Here is a 21,246-nt window from a genome sequence, read left to right on the forward strand (position 1 = left end):
TCGTTAAGATAATTGTTCAATCAAAGCAGAAATTTCATTAGACTCAAAGTATTTAGAAAATTCCAGAATTTGCTGATCAATATCTTTATATAAAATTTTTTCTTTAATCATTTTAACCAATATAGAAGGCGTGGGATTGTCTAGGAAATTTGCCAAAGAGATATCTATTTCAAATCGATCCCGTACTTTAGACAACAGACTAACACTTATTAATGAATCGCCTCCCAATTCAAAAAAGTCTGCATCATCGCTTATTTCAACATTACCAAGTATTTTAGTGAATAGTTCCATTACAAAAAACATTATTTCATTATCTCCATTATTTTCAGAACTACTAATGTGAGAATAATCAATATCAACAGATAATTTTTCAGAACTTGAAATATATTTAACCCACTGATCTAATCTAAGTTGCAAATCCCAAGTAGAAACAATCATTTGACTTGGTCGAAACCTATTATTCATGATATGTTCAATTATTGCTAAACCTTCATCGTGCAGTACTGTTTTATCGTCCATCATCCTGCCAATATTTGACAATGCTCTTTTTTCATCTTGATGATGTTGCCAGACATCCCAATGAATAGCGGTCCAAACATTTTTTTGCTTTATATGATTAATTGAAGATGCAGCATAACCCATATAACTATTAGCACAAGCATAAGGAAGTAATCTTAATCCTCCTAAAGCAGAAGCTATCGATGACATTAGTATAACAAAATCGAGATTTCTATCTTTAAATAGTTCTTCTAAAACTAACTGCCCATAAACTTTTGATTGATAATGCCACTCAAAAGTTTCTTCGTTTGTTAGGGCTATTGTCCTATCCCATTTTTCACCTGGTAATCCAGCGCAATGAATAACTCCGTTAATATTTCCTTTATCAGCTTCAATTTTCTCAACAAGTTCCGTCATTTCAATTAATGAACTCACATCAATATTATACAGGGTAAAATCTGCATTTATAGCTTCTAAAGCTAAAATATTTTGAATATGTTTAATTTGTTTTTCTTCTTTCCCTTCTGAAATGATTCTTTCCCATTCCTTTTTTTCAGGCAGTTTATCTCTAAATACTATTATAAGTTTTGCATTATATTTTTGAGATAACATTTTACTAATGCTTATTCCAATATCCCCTATTCCTCCAGTCACAAGATAGATACCTCCTTGTTTAATGTTATTTAATACATCTTGTGAGTTTATAATTGGTTCTTCATATTTTTGAAAATCCTGCTTCCAGATATTAGGCCAACGAACAGCTAAAGAATTTATATTATTAGAGAATATATTTTCTATCAATAATTCAAAATTTGAAATATTGGTATTTGAATATTCTATATCTAAAATACAACACGTGATATGAGGATATTCCTGAGAAATAACTTTAGAAACGGGTAAAATAGTTGATTTATTTGGATTATCATTTTCTGATCCCAGAATGATATATAAATCACTCGATATTATATCAAATTTTATCTGTGAAACAATGTTATAAAATCCTAAGGATTTAGCTAAAAACACGGCAGATAAACTACCCATCTTATGCCAATAATTTACATTTTCAAATAAATTACACTCATTTTTATCATCATCTTTTTCACCAACTAGCCAGGTATGAATAATGTGTTTTGGAATCCTACCACTGTCTTTAAGATTCTTTATCAACACATTATAATCATTTTGTTGATCAGCTCTTATGAAAGCTACATCTTGTTCAACTAATAAAACATCTGAATGATATACGAGATATACATTACTAAAATCATTCTTTTGCAAGAAATCAATAATATTTTTTGAATGCTGAGTATCATTTACAAATACGAGCAATGGGTCATCTAATGCTAACTTTTTCTTATCACTAAAAGTGTCTTTACTTTTCCAAGATGGTGTAAATAACCAATCTTGCATATCCAGTTTTACATTATGTGATATCTTTTTGTTATTATAACTATTATTTCTAAGAACTGAATAGGTCTCTCTTTGGAATGGATAAGTTGGAAGAGATACCCTATTTTTATCCCCTTCCCATTGGAAATATGTTTCCCACTTTATATTAATTCCCTCAAGCCAAAGCCTTCCCAAAAGGTTTTTAAATTCTATATTTTCAAATTTGCCGCCTAATGTTTTCCCAATTGATGATAGTATAACTCTTCCACGTTCTTTATTTGGATTTCTCCTGACGTAATTTGAAAGGGTGCTTCCTGGTCCTACTTCAATAAATATATTATCTACATCATTTAATAATACATCAATTCCTTTAGAAAATTTAACAGTAGATACTATGTGATCCCCCCAATATTGTGGATTTTGCGCATCATTAGGATTTATCCAGTCACCTGAAACATTTGATACAAAAGGAATCGTTGGTGCGTTTAATTGAAATTGTCTTACATATTCTACAAAATCAATTATTATTGGTTCCATCATCTTAGAATGAAATGCATGCGAGCTATTAAGATACTTTGAAGGTATACCTTCATTCTGCAGAATTTCAAAAATTTCGTTAACACTGTTATCATCCCCGGAAATAACACAAACCGAAGCTTCATTAACTGCAGCTACATCTACTTTTTCCCCTATGATTTTTTTTACTACTTCATATGTGGAAGAAATAGCTAACATTTTTCCATTAGAGACCTGTTCCATCAGTTCTCCTCTTTTTGAAATAATCTTTAAAACATCTTCAATAGAAAAAACTCCTGATATACATGCCGCTACATATTCTCCCAAACTATGACCTATCAATGAAGAAGGCTTTATTCCTATTTCAATCAAAACCATTGCTAATGAATATTCAAAAACAAAAAGACTTAATTGTATGTATTTAGTATTTTTATGATCTATTACTTGATTGTTTAATAATGGTTCAGCTAAATTTATACCTAAATCAGAGTCAATTATTTTTAAACAAAAATCATATGTTTTTTTAAATGTGGGGTTACTTTTATATAAATCTTTTCCCATATTTTCATACTGTGCGCCTTGTCCGGGAAACATAAATACAAATGGTTTCTCACTAGGATGTCCATTCTTATATAAAATAGTGCTTGAATTACTATATAAATTTTCTTTTAATTGCTTCAAATTATCGGTGACAGTAACTAAACGGTAATCAAATGTTCTTCTGCCAAGAATATTTGTATACGAAATATCTGCTAAGTTAATATGGCTATTGGTTTCCAGAAATTCTGCTAAATTAATTCGTGCTTTATTTAAAGCTTCAGGTGTTTTTGCAGAAAGTGCAATTATAGATGAATTACTAATGTCAGAAGTTGAAATTTCAGTGTTTAAATGTTCTTCCATTATTATATGAACATTAGTACCCCCCATTCCCATAGAAGTCACACCTGCTCTTCTGGGAAATTGGTGTTCTGTTTCCCATTCTTTTAACTTAGTATTGACATAGAATGGGCTATTTTCAAACTCACAATTTGGATTAAGAGAATCAAAATTTAATGTAGCAGGTATCTTTTTGTTTTGCAGCATTAATGTTGTCTTAATTAATCCTGCAATTCCTGCAGCAACACTTAAATGGCCTATGTTAGTTTTAACAGATCCAATTGCAAATGGGGCATCTCTTCCTATATCACCCGAAAATACATTATTAAGAGCTTTAAGTTCAATCGTATCACCCATTATGGTACCAGTTCCATGCGCCTCAATATAAGAAATTGAATTTCGATCTATCTGAGCTACTGCAACCGCTTCACTAATTACCCTTGTTAATCCATTTTCGCTTGGAGATACATATCCTATTTTGTCAGAACCATCATTATTCATTGCTGATCCTTTGATAATTGCTAAAATATTATCCCTGTCATTAATCGCATCCTCGTAACGTTTCAATATGACTACACCACAACCATTTCCGAAAATTGTTCCTGATGCATCGGCATCAAATGCTCTGCACTTTCCATCACTCGAAAGAATACTATCCTTCTCATATAAATATCCTACATTCATAGGAAATCGCAATGCTACTCCCCCTGCCAAAGCCATGTCACATTCTCCATTCAATATACTTTGTGATGCTAAGTGGACAGCCGCTAAAGAACTGGAGCATGCTGTCTGAACACTTATACTTGGGCCAGTAAGATTAAGATGAAATGAAGTTCGTGTAGATAAATAATTAGAATCATTTCCCATTCTTCCCGAAATATCAGAAATCAAGGCGTCAATATCACCGTCATAGTTTTCTTTACTCGTATACACATTATTTAATAAATAAGTACTCATTAAGGAGCTTGAAAAAACTCCAATATTTCCTTCATATTTTTCTGAATTATACCCTGCATTTTCCAGTGCTGTCCATGAAGTTTCTAAAAAGGTTCTCAATTGTGGGTCCATTTTCTCAGCTTCCTTTTTACTCAGGTAAAAAAAAGAAGCATCAAAATCATATGGATTATTAATTACACTTGCAGCTTTAATATAATTTTTTTTCTTAATAGTAGCTAAGTCAATTCCTTCAGCAATGATCTGCTCCTCACTAATACTAGAAATGGAATCTTTGCTTTCGCATAAATTTTTCCAAAACTCCTGAATATTTTCTGCACCTGGGAAATTACATCCCAATCCAATTATTGCAACTTTATCTTCCATTATTTTTTCTCTTTATATTTAATCTTTTATTTGCTGTTTGTATTCCTTTTTCAAGATTTACATTTATATCAGAATCAATGTTATTCTCTGAAATAAATTTTGCCATTTTTTTTATTGTTGGTAACCTATACATATCAATCATACTTACTGGTTTATTGATTCTTTTATTTAGTAAAATATTCACATTTACTAATCTCAAAGAATTCCCTCCCAGATAAAAAAACGGATCGTCTATTCCTATATTTTCAATATCAAGTATTTCTTTCCAGATGCTAAGTATTAATTTTTCCAATTCAGATGTAGCTTCACAAAAAGAATTATTTAATCTAGGCCTTAAATTGTCTGGGTAAGGCAAACGTTCTCTGTCAATTTTATTATTTGCAGTAAGAGGTAATTTTTCAAGAAACATATATTTTTCTGGAATCATATGCATTGGCACCCTTTCCGTTAAATAATCCCTAATATCATTAACTGTAAATTCAATACCAGTATTTAATACTATATACGCTGTCAAAAAACTTGTATCAAGTTTATCATTAAACGCTTTCACTATAGCATCATGAACGAAAGGGATTTGTCTTAAAATTGCTTCAATTTCACTCGTATTGACTCTAATTCCACTTATTTTCACCTGAAAATCATTCCTCCCTATTAATTCAATAGCTCCATCATCTAAAATCTTTCCGATATCTCCTGTTCTATATTTTATTATGTCTGAATCAGGTTGTTTGGTAAATTTGGCGTTATATATAGAATCATCTGTATTCCAGTATTTTGGAGCAATAAATTTGCTTTTAATTATAATCTCTCCAATTGCTTCAACATCAGTCAATCTTTCTCCATTCTCGTTTTCCAAGTATACATCGGTGTGTTTTACTGGTTTTCCCAATGGAACAATATTACCTTTAAATGTTTCATTATTACTTATAAAATTCATCAAACCTGATGAGCTTTCTGTCGAACCGTAAGCATTTACAAGAATCGTTTTGTTACTAAAATTATTATTGAATAATAGTACATCCTTTTGATGGAGAGCATCGCCGCCTAATGCAATACATTTAAGCCAATTCCAATTAGTGTTTTTTGATTCTAATTCTTTACAAATACTTCTATAAATTGGTAATGTACTATGCCATATAGTAATTCTTTCATTTGTATACCAATTTATAATTTCATGAATACTATCTTCTTTTATTTTAACAGGATATAAACATGCACCGCTTAATATTGCTCCAAAAATATCCTGTGCTGCTGAATCCCAACTATAAGCCGACTGTAAGCTTAGGTTATCATTACTGGTAATTTTTAAATTCTCAATCCATATCTCAATATGATGAAGTATATTATGATGTGTTTGGCACACACCTTTTGGATTCCCTGTAGAGCCAGAAGTATATAATATATATGCCAAAGCATCATTATTAATTGGCAGATCTAAATTACTTGTTTCTTCAAAATAACAATCTTCAATAAAAATTAATGACTCTTTATTCCTAGTTATTTCGAGTCCTAGATTACTATTTTTTTTATTTGTCAGAAGAAACGAAGATTCTGAATTATCATACATAAATTTTAATCGTTCCAATGGATACGATGAGTCTAAAGGAACATATGCGTTTCCTGATTTTAATACCGCCAGTATCCCTACTACCATATCTATTTCATGTCCAAAAAGTAATGATATATGTCCTTTTATTGAACTCTTCTCGAAACTGATCATTTTTTTGGCTGCACTATTAGCTTTATTATTCAACTCAGTATATGTAGTAGTTTCTGAAATTGTTTTAATAGCAATAGAATTTGGTGTTTTTAGCACCTGTCTTTCAAAATTTGATACAATTGTTTTTTTTATATCCAGCATATATTATTCATATTTAAAGAGAATTCCTAATGAGCTTTTTGAGTCTGCGATTAATTTATATACTTCGCTGGCATGGTCAAAAGAATAGACACCGCTAATTAATTTTTTTAATTTAATTTTACCATCTGATATTGTTTTTATACTTCTTAATAAATTTTCTGTTACAGTATGTTCACCTGGAACTACTTTTATTTCAGTATTACCATGGGCATAATCGTCATTCCGATAACCTTCTCCACATCTAGCTGCATATTTGATATCTATATTTCCCATGTCTACTGAAAAAAAAATATCTGAATTAAATCTTCCAACGATAGTAATAGAACTTCTATGAACACCATTCCCAAAGCTATTCATGGTCTTAATATATTCTGCAAATATTTTATTTGAAATCTCACCACTGAAGCAAAGAAAAATTTTAGTGAATTTTTTATAATCTCCTTTTAATGAAAATTCTTTTTCAGTAAGATGCAGTGTATTAATTCCGAAATAAGAAGCCGCTTCCAATCTCTCCAATGAATAATCCATTATAGTAACATCAGAAGTAATTAGCTTACATGATTGAGCAATTAATTGTCCTACCAATCCAGATCCTATTATTAAAATATTATCTTGCATTAATATGTTTGCCCTATCTATAGCATGTAAAGCGGTAGCGTTTAAATTAGCAAAAACTGCATTTTCAAAAGATAAATTATCTGGTATTTTTACGCATAATTTGTAGGGAACACATATTACCTCACTATGTGTTGCATAGTTCCATCCCATAGCTACAACTCTATCACCTACCGAAAATTCCGCTACACCCTTTCCTATTTCAGTAACATACCCTGAGGCACAATATCCTAAAGACAAATTCGTATTGTTACTTGTACATAAATTGATATAATGAATTTCAGTTCCAGGGCTAATTAGAGTAATGGCATTCTTAATCTTTAACTGCCCTTCTTTACAAATCGGTTCTTTAGTTTCAATTATTTTTACCCCTAGTTTTCCTTCTACGACTACCTTTCTCATTCTTCTTCTATTTTATAACCCAACTTTAACATGGTAAGAGTAAAATTTGGAAACGAAGTATTGATACATTCTGACTCCAAGATTCTTGATTCATCTTTTAAAGATGTTCCTACTACAACAGCCGACATTGCAATTCTATGGTCATAAAAACTTGGAATAGATCCTGCAATTAACTTTTGTTTTCCAAAAACTTTTATAGAATTATTATTGCGTTGTACGGAAGCTCCATAGCTCTCTAACATTTTAATAGTCGTTTCAATTCTATCAGTTTCTTTAAAAATTAATTCATCTAAATTTTTAAACTCAGATACTCCATTTATAAATAATGATAATGAAATGGCTAAAGGAACTTCATCGATCATAGAATGAAAAAGATAAGAATCATCTAAATAAAGTGGTTTTTGTATAATAGAAGGAAGCACTACTATATCGCCAATAGGCTCACCCTTATATTCTTTTACATTTTCAAACTCTATTTTTGCTCCTGATTTTTTAAGCAATTCAATAAATCCAATCCTGGTTGAGTTTAGACACACTCCTTTAATATGAAGATTTGTTTTCCTTTGTTGCAAAACATGTGCTGCTATCAAATAAGCTATTCCTGAAGGATCAACGGGAATAGTGTGTTCATTATATTTGTTGTTTTTATTATACCGAAAAGACAAACTTTTATTTTCATGAACCGTAATAATATTTCCTATATATGAGAGCAAGCGTTCAGTATGGTCTCTGGAAATAACAGGTCTTTCTATATCAACATCAATTTTTGCCGCATAAGCCGCAAAAAGTACTCCCGAAACTGCTTGTGCACTTCCTATTTTTATTTTTACAGAACCAGAACGAATTTTAGAAGGAATAATTTTAATAGGTAGCTTTCCTTCTTGTTCCAAATATTCAATATTAGCTCCTAATTCAATTAATGGTTCTATTAGCCAATCCATTGGTCTGGATCTTAAAGTATTATCCCCATCAATTACTGCACTGATCTCCAATCCGACTAAAACTCCAATTAAAAAACGTGCAGCTGCACTTGAAGAACCTAAGTTTAAATACGGAACCTCTGTTGTTTCTTTCTTTTTTAATTTTCCTACTATAATTTCGTTATTTTTCTTTTCAAAAGGGACATCAAGTTTTTTCAGAGCTTCTAACAATGGTAATATCGAATTACTATAATTAAGCTTTTTTATAATTACAGGTTCTTCTTGTAAGGATGCAATTAGAAGTGCTCTTTGTGAAATTGATTTATCTGATGGTAATATCTCTCTTATATCAGAATCATCATAAGAATTTAAAAAGTTATTGATAATTATTTCCATTCTTTTTATTTAATTTTTGAATTGTATCGGTATTTTGATGAGTTCTTCATCTGTTATGTACTCAGAATTTTCCTTGAAATTTAAAATCGGAGCTAACGGAATGGGACTATTTCCCTGTTCATAAAAGATTCTTCTATTTTTCTTTCTTTCTAATCCAAGGTTCTTATTAATATCACCAAAATTAATTTCCCATAATGTTATAAAATCATTATCAACAGCGTAATTAGCCAATTCAATTCCTATTTTAGTTCTTATAAATACACGTCCATGTTTTTCTATATCATCCAATCCTAAACTTGATTTAAAGATATTAGGATCTCCATCTGATACACTAACATCTGAAAGCCCTGACATCCAATCAGCACATGATAAACATCTGTGTGTCTTATTCTTCTTAAAACAATGAAGAGCCTTCCAAAAAGGAACTTCATAAGTGTCATCAGATAATGTTTGTATTACAATATTTCCAGGATATTTTCCTTCTCTATAATGTATACTTTTCACATCTTCTAATTCTAAACCAGCTATTTCTTTAATTATTTCTTCTGTACCTGCATATGTAGTGTTCGAAGAACAAGCCGTTTCAATTAAAAACTTAATTTTATTTTTGGCCCATTCCCCTATTTCCCCTTTAATTTGCTGCAATTTTCTTATGGCCTGAATATGACAAGCCAACCCTACAATTGCAATATTTTTTTCAGGATGATCTCTGTAAATTTTTTTTAATTTACCAAGATATGGTGATAGCTGATATGTGGATTGACAATAATTTAGTAACTTACTGGCATCCTGAACCAAAATAGGCGCAGAACGCCAAGGCTTAATCTCATCTCTCCCCATTACCAAAATATAATCTATCTGATATCTTTTCGTAGCAGCCTGTAAAAAGGTAGTAACACATCCTCCACTAGATGAACGGTTAAAAACTTCAGGATCATTCGATTTTCCTCCATAAAGTTTTTCTGTAATACCTAACCATCTTTCTTCATCTTTTCTTACTCTTCCAAATATTATTTTTTCATTTTCAGCGGTTTTAGCATCAAAACCAGGGCAAACATCATAGCACAAATTGCAATCTCCACAATTTAAATTCTCTATATTACTAGTAATAGGTTCAGCAAACACCTCATTAAATTTTATGTAGTCTTTAGGACATACTAAATCACACGCTCCACACCCAGTACATAAATCTTTTTTTAAAATTTCATCGTTTAATTTGCTAAATGCCATTTTCTATATCTGATATTATTACATTAATACTTCTCAATGTTTCTTTTATTAAATATTTGAACTGACTTTTTTCTCTCAAAGTCATCAATACTGGTGGTGCTAATTTCACAATACTCTCATTAAATCCACCTGAAAAAAGGATTAACCCCTTATCTAATGCATTCTTTTTAAATTGGCTTGCCAATACAGGAAATGGATTACCATCATGAGTTACACATGTAAATGAAAATAATGCTCCATGAGCTCTAATATTTGACATGAATTTATATTTTCGGGCTGCTTTTGATAAAAACTCATAAAATTCGGTTTCTAAAACCTGAGCTTTTTCCCATAAACGTTCTTTTTCAATAACTTCCAGGCTAGCATATGCAGCTGCACAGCAAATAGGGTTTCCGGAATATGTTGAAGTTTGAATACCATTAGGAAGAGAATTAATTATTTTTTTTTCTCCTACGATTAAAGATATAGGCATTCCATTTCCCAATGTTTTTCCAATCAGAATAAGGTCTGGCTTAGCAATCAGGTGATCTGCATAAAAAAGTTGTCCGCACCTTCCTAGTCCAATATATATTTCATCAAAAATGACTATACAATTAAATGCATGAGCTGTATTAATTAAATCCTCTAAAAATTGTTTATTAAGAGACAATAATCCTTCTGTAACACGTATAGGTTCAATAACAATAGCAGCAGGGCAATCATTTTTTAATGAAAGCTTTGTAAACTGTTCATTGATATTTTTTATATGAGATTTTTGTTCTTCATCATTAGCATCTGCATCCGGCAAATCGATACTTAAATAATTATTATTTTTTAAATTAGAATACTTTTTAAAACTCTCTCTCCATGTTAAGGATAATGATCCAGATGTTTTACCATGATATGCATATTTGCAGTGTACAATAGTTTTTCTTCCCGTATATGCTCTTGCAACTTTTAATGCTGCTTCAACAGCTTCACTTCCAGTTACCGTAAACAATGCCGCTCCATCCTGATAATGACACATACTAACTATCTTTTGAGCCAATTTCTCTCTAATATCTGACCCCAATTTACATCCTGTGTGAGATAATTTACCGGCTTGTGATATAATTGCTCTGGTAACATAAGGATGTTGGTGTCCTAAACTAACCGCACCACTTCCAGACGTACCATCAAAATATGCTTTATTTTGTTTATCATATAACCATGCTCCTTTTCCTTTTACAAAAGTTTCAGTGTCAAATGTTCCTGTTGAAATTGCTTCCATTATATTTTTTTAATTAATTTAATCATGTCTTTATGTTTCAAAATAGAAAAGTGATCAGCTTCAATCTCATCAAATTTTATTTTATCAATGATTGTATACCATTTTTTAATATTAATATCAATATCAGAATTTGAACCTTTTACAATGATTGTTTCTGTATTAATTTTCTTGTCGTTTTTATAATTATCAACTGATAAATTAATTGTTCTCATCAAATTAATTTTTGAAAATAAAGTGTCTAAATCTTCATTAATATCAATAAAAGGGAGACCTGACATTTTTAATTTCAATTTATTTTTAACGACGCCCAAAACATCATTCTTAATTTTTAAATTGTTAATAAAATATAACCACATCTCTTCCAAATTCATATATGAAACCATTAAATCATTCTCAAAATCATTCATCATTAGATGATTTTCGATCCATTTAGTTTCAGCTTCTTTTGTGAATTTTTTTTCTTCTTTTATATTTGAAAGCCCTCCATCAATTAAAATTAATTTTGCTACATTCCTATTTATCTTTTCTAATTGTCTGGTAATTTCAAATGCTATAATTGCTCCAGCACTCCATCCGGCAATGTAAATATTATTACTGTCGCTAACCATAGCAAGTATTGCATCTACATACTTTTTGGCAATTTTTTCTACAGTAATATTTGTTGGATATTTTTTTGGTTTCTCATAAAAATTAATCCCATATGCATCAAAATCAGAAGATAAGTATGGCACAAGACTATTGTATGCATTTGTATCTCCGGAAACATCGTGAACTAAAAAAAGCTTATTGTTATTATTATTATTTCTAAAGTTGTAAATAGGAGAATATAAAGACTCTGTAGTTTCATTCTTTTTACTACTATTTACCATATCGGACAAAGCTTCAAATGTTGGGCTCTCAATAAATGTATTTAAGTTTATATCTACATTAAAAACTTTATTAACCCGGTTTAATAGTATTAATGCCTTCAATGAATCTCCTCCAATATCAAAAAAATCATCATTATCATTAAAATTTATACCGCCTAAAATCTTACTCCAAATTAACTGCAAACTTTCATTCTCAATGTTATTTTCTCTGTCATCTGCATTTTTTGGTTTTGATTTATTTCTTTCGGTTTTTTGAGGAGTGACATTATCTTTATTATTATACTCACCAACAGTAATGTCAGAAATTAAAAGTTTTGGATTCTTGCATGACTCATTTATGACATGGATTAGATCATTTGATAAACATTCAACTGTAGTTAATTTTAATAAAAAATCATTATATTCAAAAGCCAGTTTTATAGAATCTTTATTTTCAATAACTGAAATAGATAAATCTAAAATTGATGAGTTATTCTCTGTATCTATCCTTTTAATTTCTGTTTCAAATCTTTTCTCAATATTAGAATTATTACAATTTTGATACGAAACCAATACATCAAAAATTGGGTTTCTGTTTAATTCCCTTTTATATTTAATTTCATCCAGAATTTCATCAAATTGTAAATTCTGATGTTCTAAAACTGTTAGTACATTATTTTTTACATTCTTTATTTGTTCTGCAACTGAATTACAAGCATTCACACTTATTTTTAATGGCAAAGTATTAACAAACAATCCTGCTACTCTTTTTTCAGGTATTTTATCCCTGCCTGAAACAGGTATGCCTAAGAAAATTTCGTCCGTTTTTTGAATTTTTGACATCCAAATAGAAATCATTGAAATTAGTATTTGAAATAGTGAAACATCCAGTTCAGCTGATTTTCTTTTAATTTCTCCTATAATTTCATTTTCTAAATCAAGCTCATATTTTTTTCCATTAAATCTGCCTTTTGATTCTCGTTTATAATCCAGCGGAAACTCTTTTCTTTGATATTCTTTTAAGTATTTCTTCCAAAAAAGCCTCTCTTTATTATGCTCCAGAAAAAACACCTCTTTAATTGCATCTTTATATGTAACTGCTGATTTAATTGTTTTCTCTTCTGTATAATGTGAAATAAAATCTTCAAATATTATTTCAGCAGAAATAATATCAATCAAAATATGATGAAAATCTAACAGAATAAGATAATTATTATCCCCTTTATTGACAATTGCAACTCTAAATAATGGGTATTCATTTAAATTAAAGGGCTTGATAAAAGAACCAAGTATTTTATTTTCAGACTCATCATCAAAAATGCTATAGTACTCAATATTTACATTGGAAAAAGATGTTGAAAATTGTTTTAAAATTGTATCCTCAATAATAAAATAAGTTCTCAAAATTTCATGCTGATTAATAGTTTTTTCAAGTGACTTTTTAAATTTTTCAAAATTGATTTGCCCTTTTACATTATAAAACACAGGCATATTATATGCCGTTGATTTCTGATCCAAATTCTGCAGAAAATACATTCGCATTTGTGGAGGTGTTGCTAAATCAGAAATATCCATTTTACTACTTGTTGAAAGTACCAAATCATTAGTCATATTATTTAATAAAATAAAATTGGTTAATGATTTTATGGTAGGATTATTAAAAAAATCAACTAGTTTAACAACTATTTTCAATTCGACTAAAATCCGATGGATTATAACCGAAGCCTTGAGACTATGTCCTCCTAATTCAAAAAAACTGTCTGCTGTTCCTATCCTTTCTATAAATAATACTTCCTGCCAGATCTTAATTAAATGATATTCTATTTCATTTCTTGGCTTTACATACTCATTTTTAAGAATATCTTTACTTTCAATCTCCGGTAACTTTTTTCGATTTATTTTTCCATTAGGGGTTAAGGGAAGAGAGTCTAGCTTTACATAAAAATTTGGAATCATATATCCTGGTAATTTTTTTACAAGGAAATTTCTTAATCCCAATTCATTTATATCTGAAGTTGCTATCAGATAAGCAACCAATACTTTTTCTTGGTTAACTTTCTTTGCTTCTACAACTACTTCTTTTAAAGTTTTTGAAAATTGCAATATAACACTCTCAATATCACCTAGCTCTATTCTATACCCTCTAATCTTAACTTGATTATCATTTCTGCCCAAAAACTTAATTTCACCATCATCATTCCATTTTCCAACATCGCCAGTTTCATAAAGCAAAACAGTTTCATTAAATGGATTTTTGATAAATTTTTCTTTGGTTAATGTCTCATTTTTATAGTATCCACTCGCCAAACCATCCCCTGCAATATAAATCGCTCCAGATGTACCAATTGGCTTCGGGCTTAAAAATGAATCCAGTATATAAAACTGTGTATTGTCAATTGGCTTCCCTATGTTCGACGCATCTTTTGGATGTTCTATTTTTTTTATGCTGGACCAAATTGTAGTTTCTGTCGGTCCATACATGTTCCATACTTCTAAATTATAATCAATTAACTTTACAGCTAATGCTTCACTTAATAAATCGCCGCCACATAATATTTTTAATCCTTTATCTCCCAGCCAGCCAGCATTAAACAACATTTGATAAAAACTTGGTGTTGCTTGAATTAAAGTTGGTTGTATCTCCTTTAATTTTAGAATAATAGTGTTCGGATCTGCTAAAATTTCCTGATTAGCAATATATAAAGTTGCTCCTGACAATAATGGCGTAAAAAACTCTAAAATTGAAATGTCAAATGAATAAGTTGTCACCGAAAAAAATATATCACCTGTTTTGATTCCTGGTTTTTTTTGGATACTTGTCAAAAAATTGAGCAAGGATTGATGGCGTATTTCAACGCCTTTGGGATTTCCAGTTGAACCTGATGTATATATAATATAGGCTGTATCTTTAGGTAATATAGTCTTAGACCTACGATCGTCAAATGCATTAATTCCTGCTAAAATATTTTCTAACGCTACTATTTCTAAATCTTCAACTCCATCTAATTCATACTTTTTTTCACTTATAATAATTTTACTCCTGCTATTATTAATAATATAACTCAATCGTTCATTTGGAAATGTAGGATCCAATGGAATATAGGATCTGCCTGATTTTAATATTCCCAATAGAACCGCTATCATATTAGCAGATCTCCCTAATAAAACCGCAATTGGTGATATATCCTTTTCGCCATAAATTGTAATAAGATATTGCCCTATTTGGTTTGACAACTTGTTTATTTCAAAATAGGAATAGGACTGAAAATCATCTTTTACAGCTTCTTTTAATGGGGTTTTCTCTGCTTGTTCCTCGAATAAATCTATTAAAGTTTTTTCTTTCGGATAGTCTACATATGTATCGTTAAATGTAGTCAGCAGTCGCTCTCTTTCAGATTTAGTTAAATAATCAAATTCTTTTAACTTTTTATTCGGGGAAACTAAAATAATGTTAATTAAATTTTCAAAATGATTAATAGTTTCTGATATTCTTAAAGCATCGAAATAATTAAGATTGTAATCAAAGTCAATTTTCACATCTTCTGATTCATCAAATTCTCTAATATAGATCGCCAAAGCTACCTGCTCTGATCCATGAGTTAAAGGGATTACCTTTGTTTGGGTATTTTGAAAATTAGCAGCATAATTATGCTTTTCATAAGAAAGTGTAATATTAAATAATCTCTGTTTTTCAGTAAAAGCTCCAAGGTCTTGAATTAGTTTACCTAAGGGAAATCTTTGATGACGATAATCATCTCTTAATTGATTTTTAATATTGGTGATTAAATCTTTTAAAGAATAATCAAAATCAAAAGCAATTCTTAAAGGAGAAATCCCCATAAAGAGACCAACAGTTTTCTTAAATTTGGATTTACTTCTATTTAAAACAGGTAAGCCAATTGCAAAATCATTATTTTGATGTTTTCTTCCAAAATAAGTATATAAAATCCCCAGAATTAAATTAAAAGTAGAACATTTATATTCTAGTGCTAAACTATTTAATTGATTATAAACCTCTCTTTTAATAATCAATTCTTTGCGACTACTTTTATTAATTTTTATAGTGTCATCTATTTTTTCAAGCAAATTTTCAGGTAAAAACTGAAACTTTTGTATCCAATATAATCTATCTTCAGAAAATGAATTGGAATTTTGATATAAGGCATCGTCTTCTATGAAACAATTATAGCTAAAAGGATATACTGTTCTAATATTTCCAAACTCGAAAATCTCATTATAATTCTGAACTAATCTACTGAACATTAAAGAGATCCCCCATCCATCGATTATTATATGATGATAAATCGATAATAAATAATGGTAATTATCTGTTACTTTAACTAAAGTAAAAACGTGCAAAGGATTTCCATCAAATAAAGCAAAAGGTTTTATAAATTCCTTTTGTATATACAAGGTAGCTTCTTCAAGTGGATTTTTAGAATGAGAAAAATCAACCAATCCTAATTTAGAAGTATTTTCATCTAATATTGTATTGGTTACATTTTCTGGATCTCCAGCTATAATAATTCTCATAGCATCGTGCTGTTTAATAAGCTCGGTGTAGGCTTTATTAAATATTTCAATATTTAGATTTCCCTTGATTTCAATTTTGCCCCCAATATTGTATATTGGTTCATTAGGATGTATAAGCTGATCAATATATATATCCTGCTGCGGTAAGGTAAATTTTATATCCACAATCGTTTTTTGTTATTTTCTTAATTTATTTGCTATCAAGTACTTAAATTATTTATTATTATACTTTTATAATAGAATATTACTACAAACTGCTATTATAGTTTTTTAATTGAAATTTCTTTTGTTTTTCAATTGTCCTAAAATAATTCAACTCAGTTCATTAATTTGCCATTGTTTTTGAACCGCAATGTTTTTCTTGAGATTTTATCTTTTAATAATACAAGGCAAATGTTTTGTTTCAGCTTTCAAAAATTGTATACTGATATCCAAACAAACTATATAACAATAGTTCTTCTAAGTGTTAAAACATTAAACTTTCAATGGTAAATTCAACTAATTTGTACGAAAATAACAGTAGCATTACTATAAAAATTACGGAGTTTTCAGATAAAATTTACGGTTTTTATTTTTACTGTTGTGATGAGGCTAATAATTATTGTAATTTTTATTAAATCCTAAAAAAATAAGTCAATAAAGAAAGTTCATACTTTTGCAAGAGATAGGTTTAATAATTTTATCATTTAGTTAAAAAACAATTGTTTTTGAATTAGTTTGTTATATCTGCTCTTTTAAAACAAAAAAAATATCGTAAAAAAAAAGATGTTTTAAAAAAACAGTAGATTTGGGCATTGACAGAAAATTACTGATAAAATATGTATTATGAGATTTTAATTGTTGATGATCATCCTATGATTGTTGACGGCTATATAAACCTATTAACTGAAAGTGGCTTTCTAAAAAAAAAACCAAATTTTATAAAAAGTTATAATTGTGAAGATGCATATAACAAAATTTTTTTAAGTCTAAAACGACAAGTAAATATTAATTTGGCTTTATTAGATATTAGGCTTCCTCCATATAAAGATTGTAATATTGATAGTGGCGTAGATTTAGCAGTACTCATAAGAGAAAAATTCACAAATTGTAAGATAATAATACTCACAATGCACAATGATCCGGTAACTATAAATCAAATCATAAAAAAGATAAATCCAGAAGGATTCTTTTCTAAAAGCGATTTTGATTCTCAATCATTTTCATCAAATTGCCAAAAAATTATTAATGGAGAGATATTTCAAAGTCATACTATAATAGAATCTCAAAGAGAATTATTTAAAAAAAATATAAATTGGGATATCCATGATAATGAAATCTTAATCTTAATTTCTAAAGGAGTTAAAACTATTAATCTTCCTAAGTATATTCCACTTTCAATGAGTGCTATAGAAAAAAGAAAAGCTAACATAAAAGATCAGCTTTTAAAAGGAAAAGGCAGCGATAAAGATCTTGTAGGGAAAGCTAAAAAATTAGGACTACTATAAATTTCAATAAAACAGTTTATGACGATTAGCTATTTTAAAAGATTTTAAACAATTATCTTCAAATTATCAAATAATAATTTAGAATAAAATAGTTCGCAACTATAGCGCGGAAATTTTTTCCGTGCCCACAACGATAAGATACAAAACATTAAAACTACAACCCTAAAAAAATTGTAGTTTTTTTTAATTCATAACTCAACCATATGATTATATACACAAAAATGCTATAAAAGACAAAACCGTAGCATTAGCTGAAGATTATTATAATCCAGGAAGAAAATTAGACAAGGCTTAGACAATAATTTAGTTGTGATATTATTGCTGTTTTTATTCAATTAAAAGGCAATTACTTTTTTGTAATTTGAGGCAAAGCATGCCATTTTATGTTAAGCAGATTATAAAAATCTAAAAAAGCAATAGAAAACATAAAAGAATATTCTTTCAAAACAATAATTTTTAAAATAGTTTTAAAATTTATTAAAAAATCATTATTTAATAAAAAGACTTTGTTAACTCTTTTTTTATATAAAACAATCAATTATCAATCAAATAAATACACCTTAAAAAACGTAACTCATTTACGATTGATTATTTTTAAATATGATATTTTGAGAACAATTAAAACAATAACTTTAAAAAATCATTTGGTCTATTTTAAATTTCATTGTATTTTTGCACCCGCATTAGCAAAACAGGCCCGTTCGTCTATCGGTTAGGACGCATGGTTTTCATCCATGTAAGAGCGGTTCGATTCCGCTACGGGCTACTACACAAAGCTTCAGAGAAATCTGGAGCTTTTTTATTTTAAATTGTATCACAAAAATTAATTCCTACTGAAGCTTCCCCATCCCTATCCCTTCGGTGCGATTCTTCTGAATAATCTAAATTATTTTGGAAAGCAATAATTGTTGATAAACGATCCTTTTGTTTGAAACTTGAAGTTTGAGTTGAACCGATAATATTTATAGTAAAATTGATATCAAGAGAACAACAAATCGTCCATGCTGACAATGCAAAACATAATACTTTTTTTCATGGTCACCATCTGATTTGGAGTTCTAATATTTCGTTTCTATCGTTGTGATGAGGGAAAACATTTCTAAGCTATCTGGATTTTTTTTAATTGTTTGTGTCTCCATCGTTGAGGACACGAAAACATTTCCGCAATCGGGTCACATCTGAGCTATCTGGTTTGATATATCAGCGCCATCTGGTTTACAGTTTGTATTAATCCTTTTAATACTGATTCGCCAAAACCTGCCCAAAATGATTTCTTTTTAGGCTCTAATCCCTCAAGTTCAACCATATCTAGAACCCTATTACCACTGAACGCATAAGGCGTGTACCAAGGATATTCATGTGATAAAGGATCTCTTGCAAAAAAACTACCAATTCTCGGATTTACATCTCATTACAATGTTCATTTTGCTCTATAATCTTATGTCCTTTTAACTCTTGATAAAAAAATAACAAACCAAAAATTATTTCATAAAATTTATTGTATTTAATATCTTTTTTAAAATCAATAAATAAATATTCTGCCCCAATTAAATTAAAATTAGGATAATAGGTAAGATAGAAATCAACCTCGGGTACTAGTTGTATTGATTTAAAATATTTATTTCTAAAGATAGCTCCAGACTCAATTATTTCCTTTAAACTTATATCATATAGAAACTCATTATTTAAGATTTTCAATTCGTACAAATGCATTTTTCTACACCTTGTGAATGTAAAATTTAATTCGACTATTAATTTATTATTATAAATCACTTCCCAACCATAATAAACACCATAATTGGAATCAACTAATTGTTTTAAATAAATTATTTTTTTTATAATTCTCTTTATCATAAAAATTTAATTTTTATCAATTTCATCAGCAACAAAATCAGCAACAAAATAGCCCCCAATTCCCCCTACAATTCCCCCCACAATTCCTCCTACAACTCCAGCTGCAACAGCACCAGGTCCAGTCAATGAGAAAAGAGCAGCAGCTGCAGGCCCTAAATAAGCAGCTCCACCCCAAGAACCTCCTTGTCTAATACTCTCATCTACAGCAGGTTTGTATAATTTTATCGCAATACTTTTATCAACTGCTTTCCCTACATCATAAGCTGTTGTTACAACTCCAACAAATTTAAAACCGGTCCCAAGACCTCTTAAAATCATAGTTCCTCTACCGCTAACTGCACTTGCTGGAACATTACCCGTAAATAAACCTTCTTTATTTAGCGGAACATCCCCATTGAGCCATTTACTCCCACGAGGATATTCATCTAAGCTATTTGTTACTAATGTCTGCAATTCCATATTTGAAGTATAACCAATACCCTCCTTAGCTATAATATTCATATCAATCCAAAATTGATTACCAAAACCTTTAAATGATTTCCCACCAAAAAATCTTTCTGAAGTAGATATAAAAGAACTGTTTGTCTTTGTGGAAAATTTGCCTGCTTGATCATAAAACTCTCCTAATGCATGTTGTACTTGTGTAGTCTGTGCAGAAGGATTGCTCATTTTAAAACCATTTACTTCTGGATTAATAGATGCAATATCTATTCTATTCGTATAATTAAGCGTTGAATTTAAAGATGGCCCTACGTAACCACGAGGTTGTAATGTACTTACAGTTTCAGCTTGCGCTCTAGGATTTTGATTAGCAATAGGAGCAGAAAAACTCGGGGCGAATTCTTTACTACTCTCTAAACCTTCTAATTCATTAGCATGAATAGGTTGATTAGAACTAAATTGATATGGTGTTAAGTAAGTATATTTAGCCTCAAGCGGATCAGTTGCAAAAAACCTTCCCACCCTCGGGTCATGCATCCTAAAAGTATAGTTCAAGCTATTACCCTCACCTTTCAACTCATCATCCTTCTCCTGCCCCTGGAACCCATAACGATACGTTTCAGACTTCCCATGACGAGAAGGCACGATCATTCCAAAAGGATAGTAATCTGAGTAGCGGTTAAGACCAATAAATAAAAGAACTTCTGTACAATTTAAAAACCTTAAAATTGCAGTTTTCAGCAATTTTCGGCATTACAAATTTAAGAAAATTTGGTAACCAAAAACTTTTTTTCAGTTCGTAAGGAAGAAA

The 21,246-nt window shown here is 29.7% G+C and carries 11 protein-coding genes and 1 tRNA gene; 2 read left to right on the plus strand and 10 right to left on the minus strand.

What is annotated here, in order from left to right:
- Nucleotides 1-3: 3 nt before the first annotated feature.
- Genes FLACHUCJ7_RS18800 through FLACHUCJ7_RS18830 form a run of 7 tightly spaced genes read right to left on the minus strand, consistent with a single transcriptional unit; the run spans nucleotide 4 to nucleotide 16,818 of the window.
- A complete protein-coding gene (locus tag FLACHUCJ7_RS18800; protein ID WP_180910011.1) occupies nucleotides 4-4,599 on the minus strand; it encodes a type I polyketide synthase in 4,596 nt (1,531 codons plus the stop codon).
- The gene (locus FLACHUCJ7_RS18805; RefSeq protein WP_180910012.1) at nucleotides 4,589-6,460 is read right to left on the minus strand and encodes a non-ribosomal peptide synthetase; all 1,872 of its coding nucleotides are present in this window, start codon (nucleotides 6,458-6,460) and stop codon (nucleotides 4,589-4,591) included. The genes FLACHUCJ7_RS18800 and FLACHUCJ7_RS18805 overlap by 11 nt, the downstream gene beginning before the upstream one ends.
- A 3-nt stretch (nucleotides 6,461-6,463) precedes the next feature.
- Complete coding sequence (locus tag FLACHUCJ7_RS18810; RefSeq protein ID WP_180910013.1) at nucleotides 6,464-7,477, minus strand: zinc-dependent alcohol dehydrogenase; 1,014 nt, start codon at nucleotides 7,475-7,477, stop codon at nucleotides 6,464-6,466.
- Entirely contained in the window at nucleotides 7,474-8,793 is a 1,320-nt protein-coding gene (locus FLACHUCJ7_RS18815) for a 3-phosphoshikimate 1-carboxyvinyltransferase (RefSeq protein WP_180910014.1), read from the minus strand. Before FLACHUCJ7_RS18815 ends, FLACHUCJ7_RS18810 begins: the two co-directional genes overlap by 4 nt.
- A 9-nt stretch (nucleotides 8,794-8,802) precedes the next feature.
- Nucleotides 8,803-10,023: a Coenzyme F420 hydrogenase/dehydrogenase, beta subunit C-terminal domain gene (locus FLACHUCJ7_RS18820; RefSeq protein ID WP_180910015.1), complete on the minus strand. Its 1,221-nt coding sequence runs from the start codon at nucleotides 10,021-10,023 to the stop codon at nucleotides 8,803-8,805.
- Complete coding sequence (locus FLACHUCJ7_RS18825) at nucleotides 10,013-11,272, minus strand: class-III pyridoxal-phosphate-dependent aminotransferase (protein WP_180910016.1); 1,260 nt, start codon at nucleotides 11,270-11,272, stop codon at nucleotides 10,013-10,015. Before FLACHUCJ7_RS18825 ends, FLACHUCJ7_RS18820 begins: the two co-directional genes overlap by 11 nt.
- Nucleotides 11,272-16,818 carry a non-ribosomal peptide synthetase gene (locus FLACHUCJ7_RS18830; RefSeq protein WP_180910017.1) on the minus strand — a complete coding sequence of 1,849 codons (5,547 nt, stop codon included), beginning with the start codon at nucleotides 16,816-16,818 and terminating at the stop codon, nucleotides 11,272-11,274. The genes FLACHUCJ7_RS18825 and FLACHUCJ7_RS18830 overlap by 1 nt, the downstream gene beginning before the upstream one ends.
- A gap of 653 nt (nucleotides 16,819-17,471) precedes the next feature.
- Here FLACHUCJ7_RS18830 and FLACHUCJ7_RS18835 point away from each other — a divergent pair.
- The gene (locus tag FLACHUCJ7_RS18835; protein WP_180910018.1) at nucleotides 17,472-18,140 is read left to right on the plus strand and encodes a response regulator; all 669 of its coding nucleotides are present in this window, start codon (nucleotides 17,472-17,474) and stop codon (nucleotides 18,138-18,140) included.
- A gap of 694 nt (nucleotides 18,141-18,834) precedes the next feature.
- Nucleotides 18,835-18,906 (plus strand) — tRNA-Glu (locus FLACHUCJ7_RS18840).
- A 417-nt stretch (nucleotides 18,907-19,323) separates the two neighbouring features.
- Here the strand turns inward: FLACHUCJ7_RS18840 and FLACHUCJ7_RS25560 are convergent.
- From FLACHUCJ7_RS25560 to FLACHUCJ7_RS18850, 3 genes are all read right to left on the minus strand, one after another.
- Nucleotides 19,324-19,446, minus strand: coding sequence for a hypothetical protein (locus FLACHUCJ7_RS25560; RefSeq protein WP_262891031.1), 123 nt, complete (start codon nucleotides 19,444-19,446; stop codon nucleotides 19,324-19,326).
- A gap of 95 nt (nucleotides 19,447-19,541) precedes the next feature.
- Nucleotides 19,542-19,994 (minus strand): hypothetical protein, encoded by a 453-nt coding sequence (locus FLACHUCJ7_RS18845; protein ID WP_180910019.1) that lies wholly within the window; start codon nucleotides 19,992-19,994, stop codon nucleotides 19,542-19,544.
- 6 nt (nucleotides 19,995-20,000) lie between these two features.
- Nucleotides 20,001-21,179 carry an RHS repeat domain-containing protein gene (locus FLACHUCJ7_RS18850; protein ID WP_180910020.1) on the minus strand — a complete coding sequence of 393 codons (1,179 nt, stop codon included), beginning with the start codon at nucleotides 21,177-21,179 and terminating at the stop codon, nucleotides 20,001-20,003.
- Nucleotides 21,180-21,246 lie beyond the last annotated feature (67 nt).

It is taken from the genome of Flavobacterium salmonis (genome assembly GCF_903819435.1).
Lineage (GTDB): Bacteria > Bacteroidota > Bacteroidia > Flavobacteriales > Flavobacteriaceae > Flavobacterium > Flavobacterium chungangense.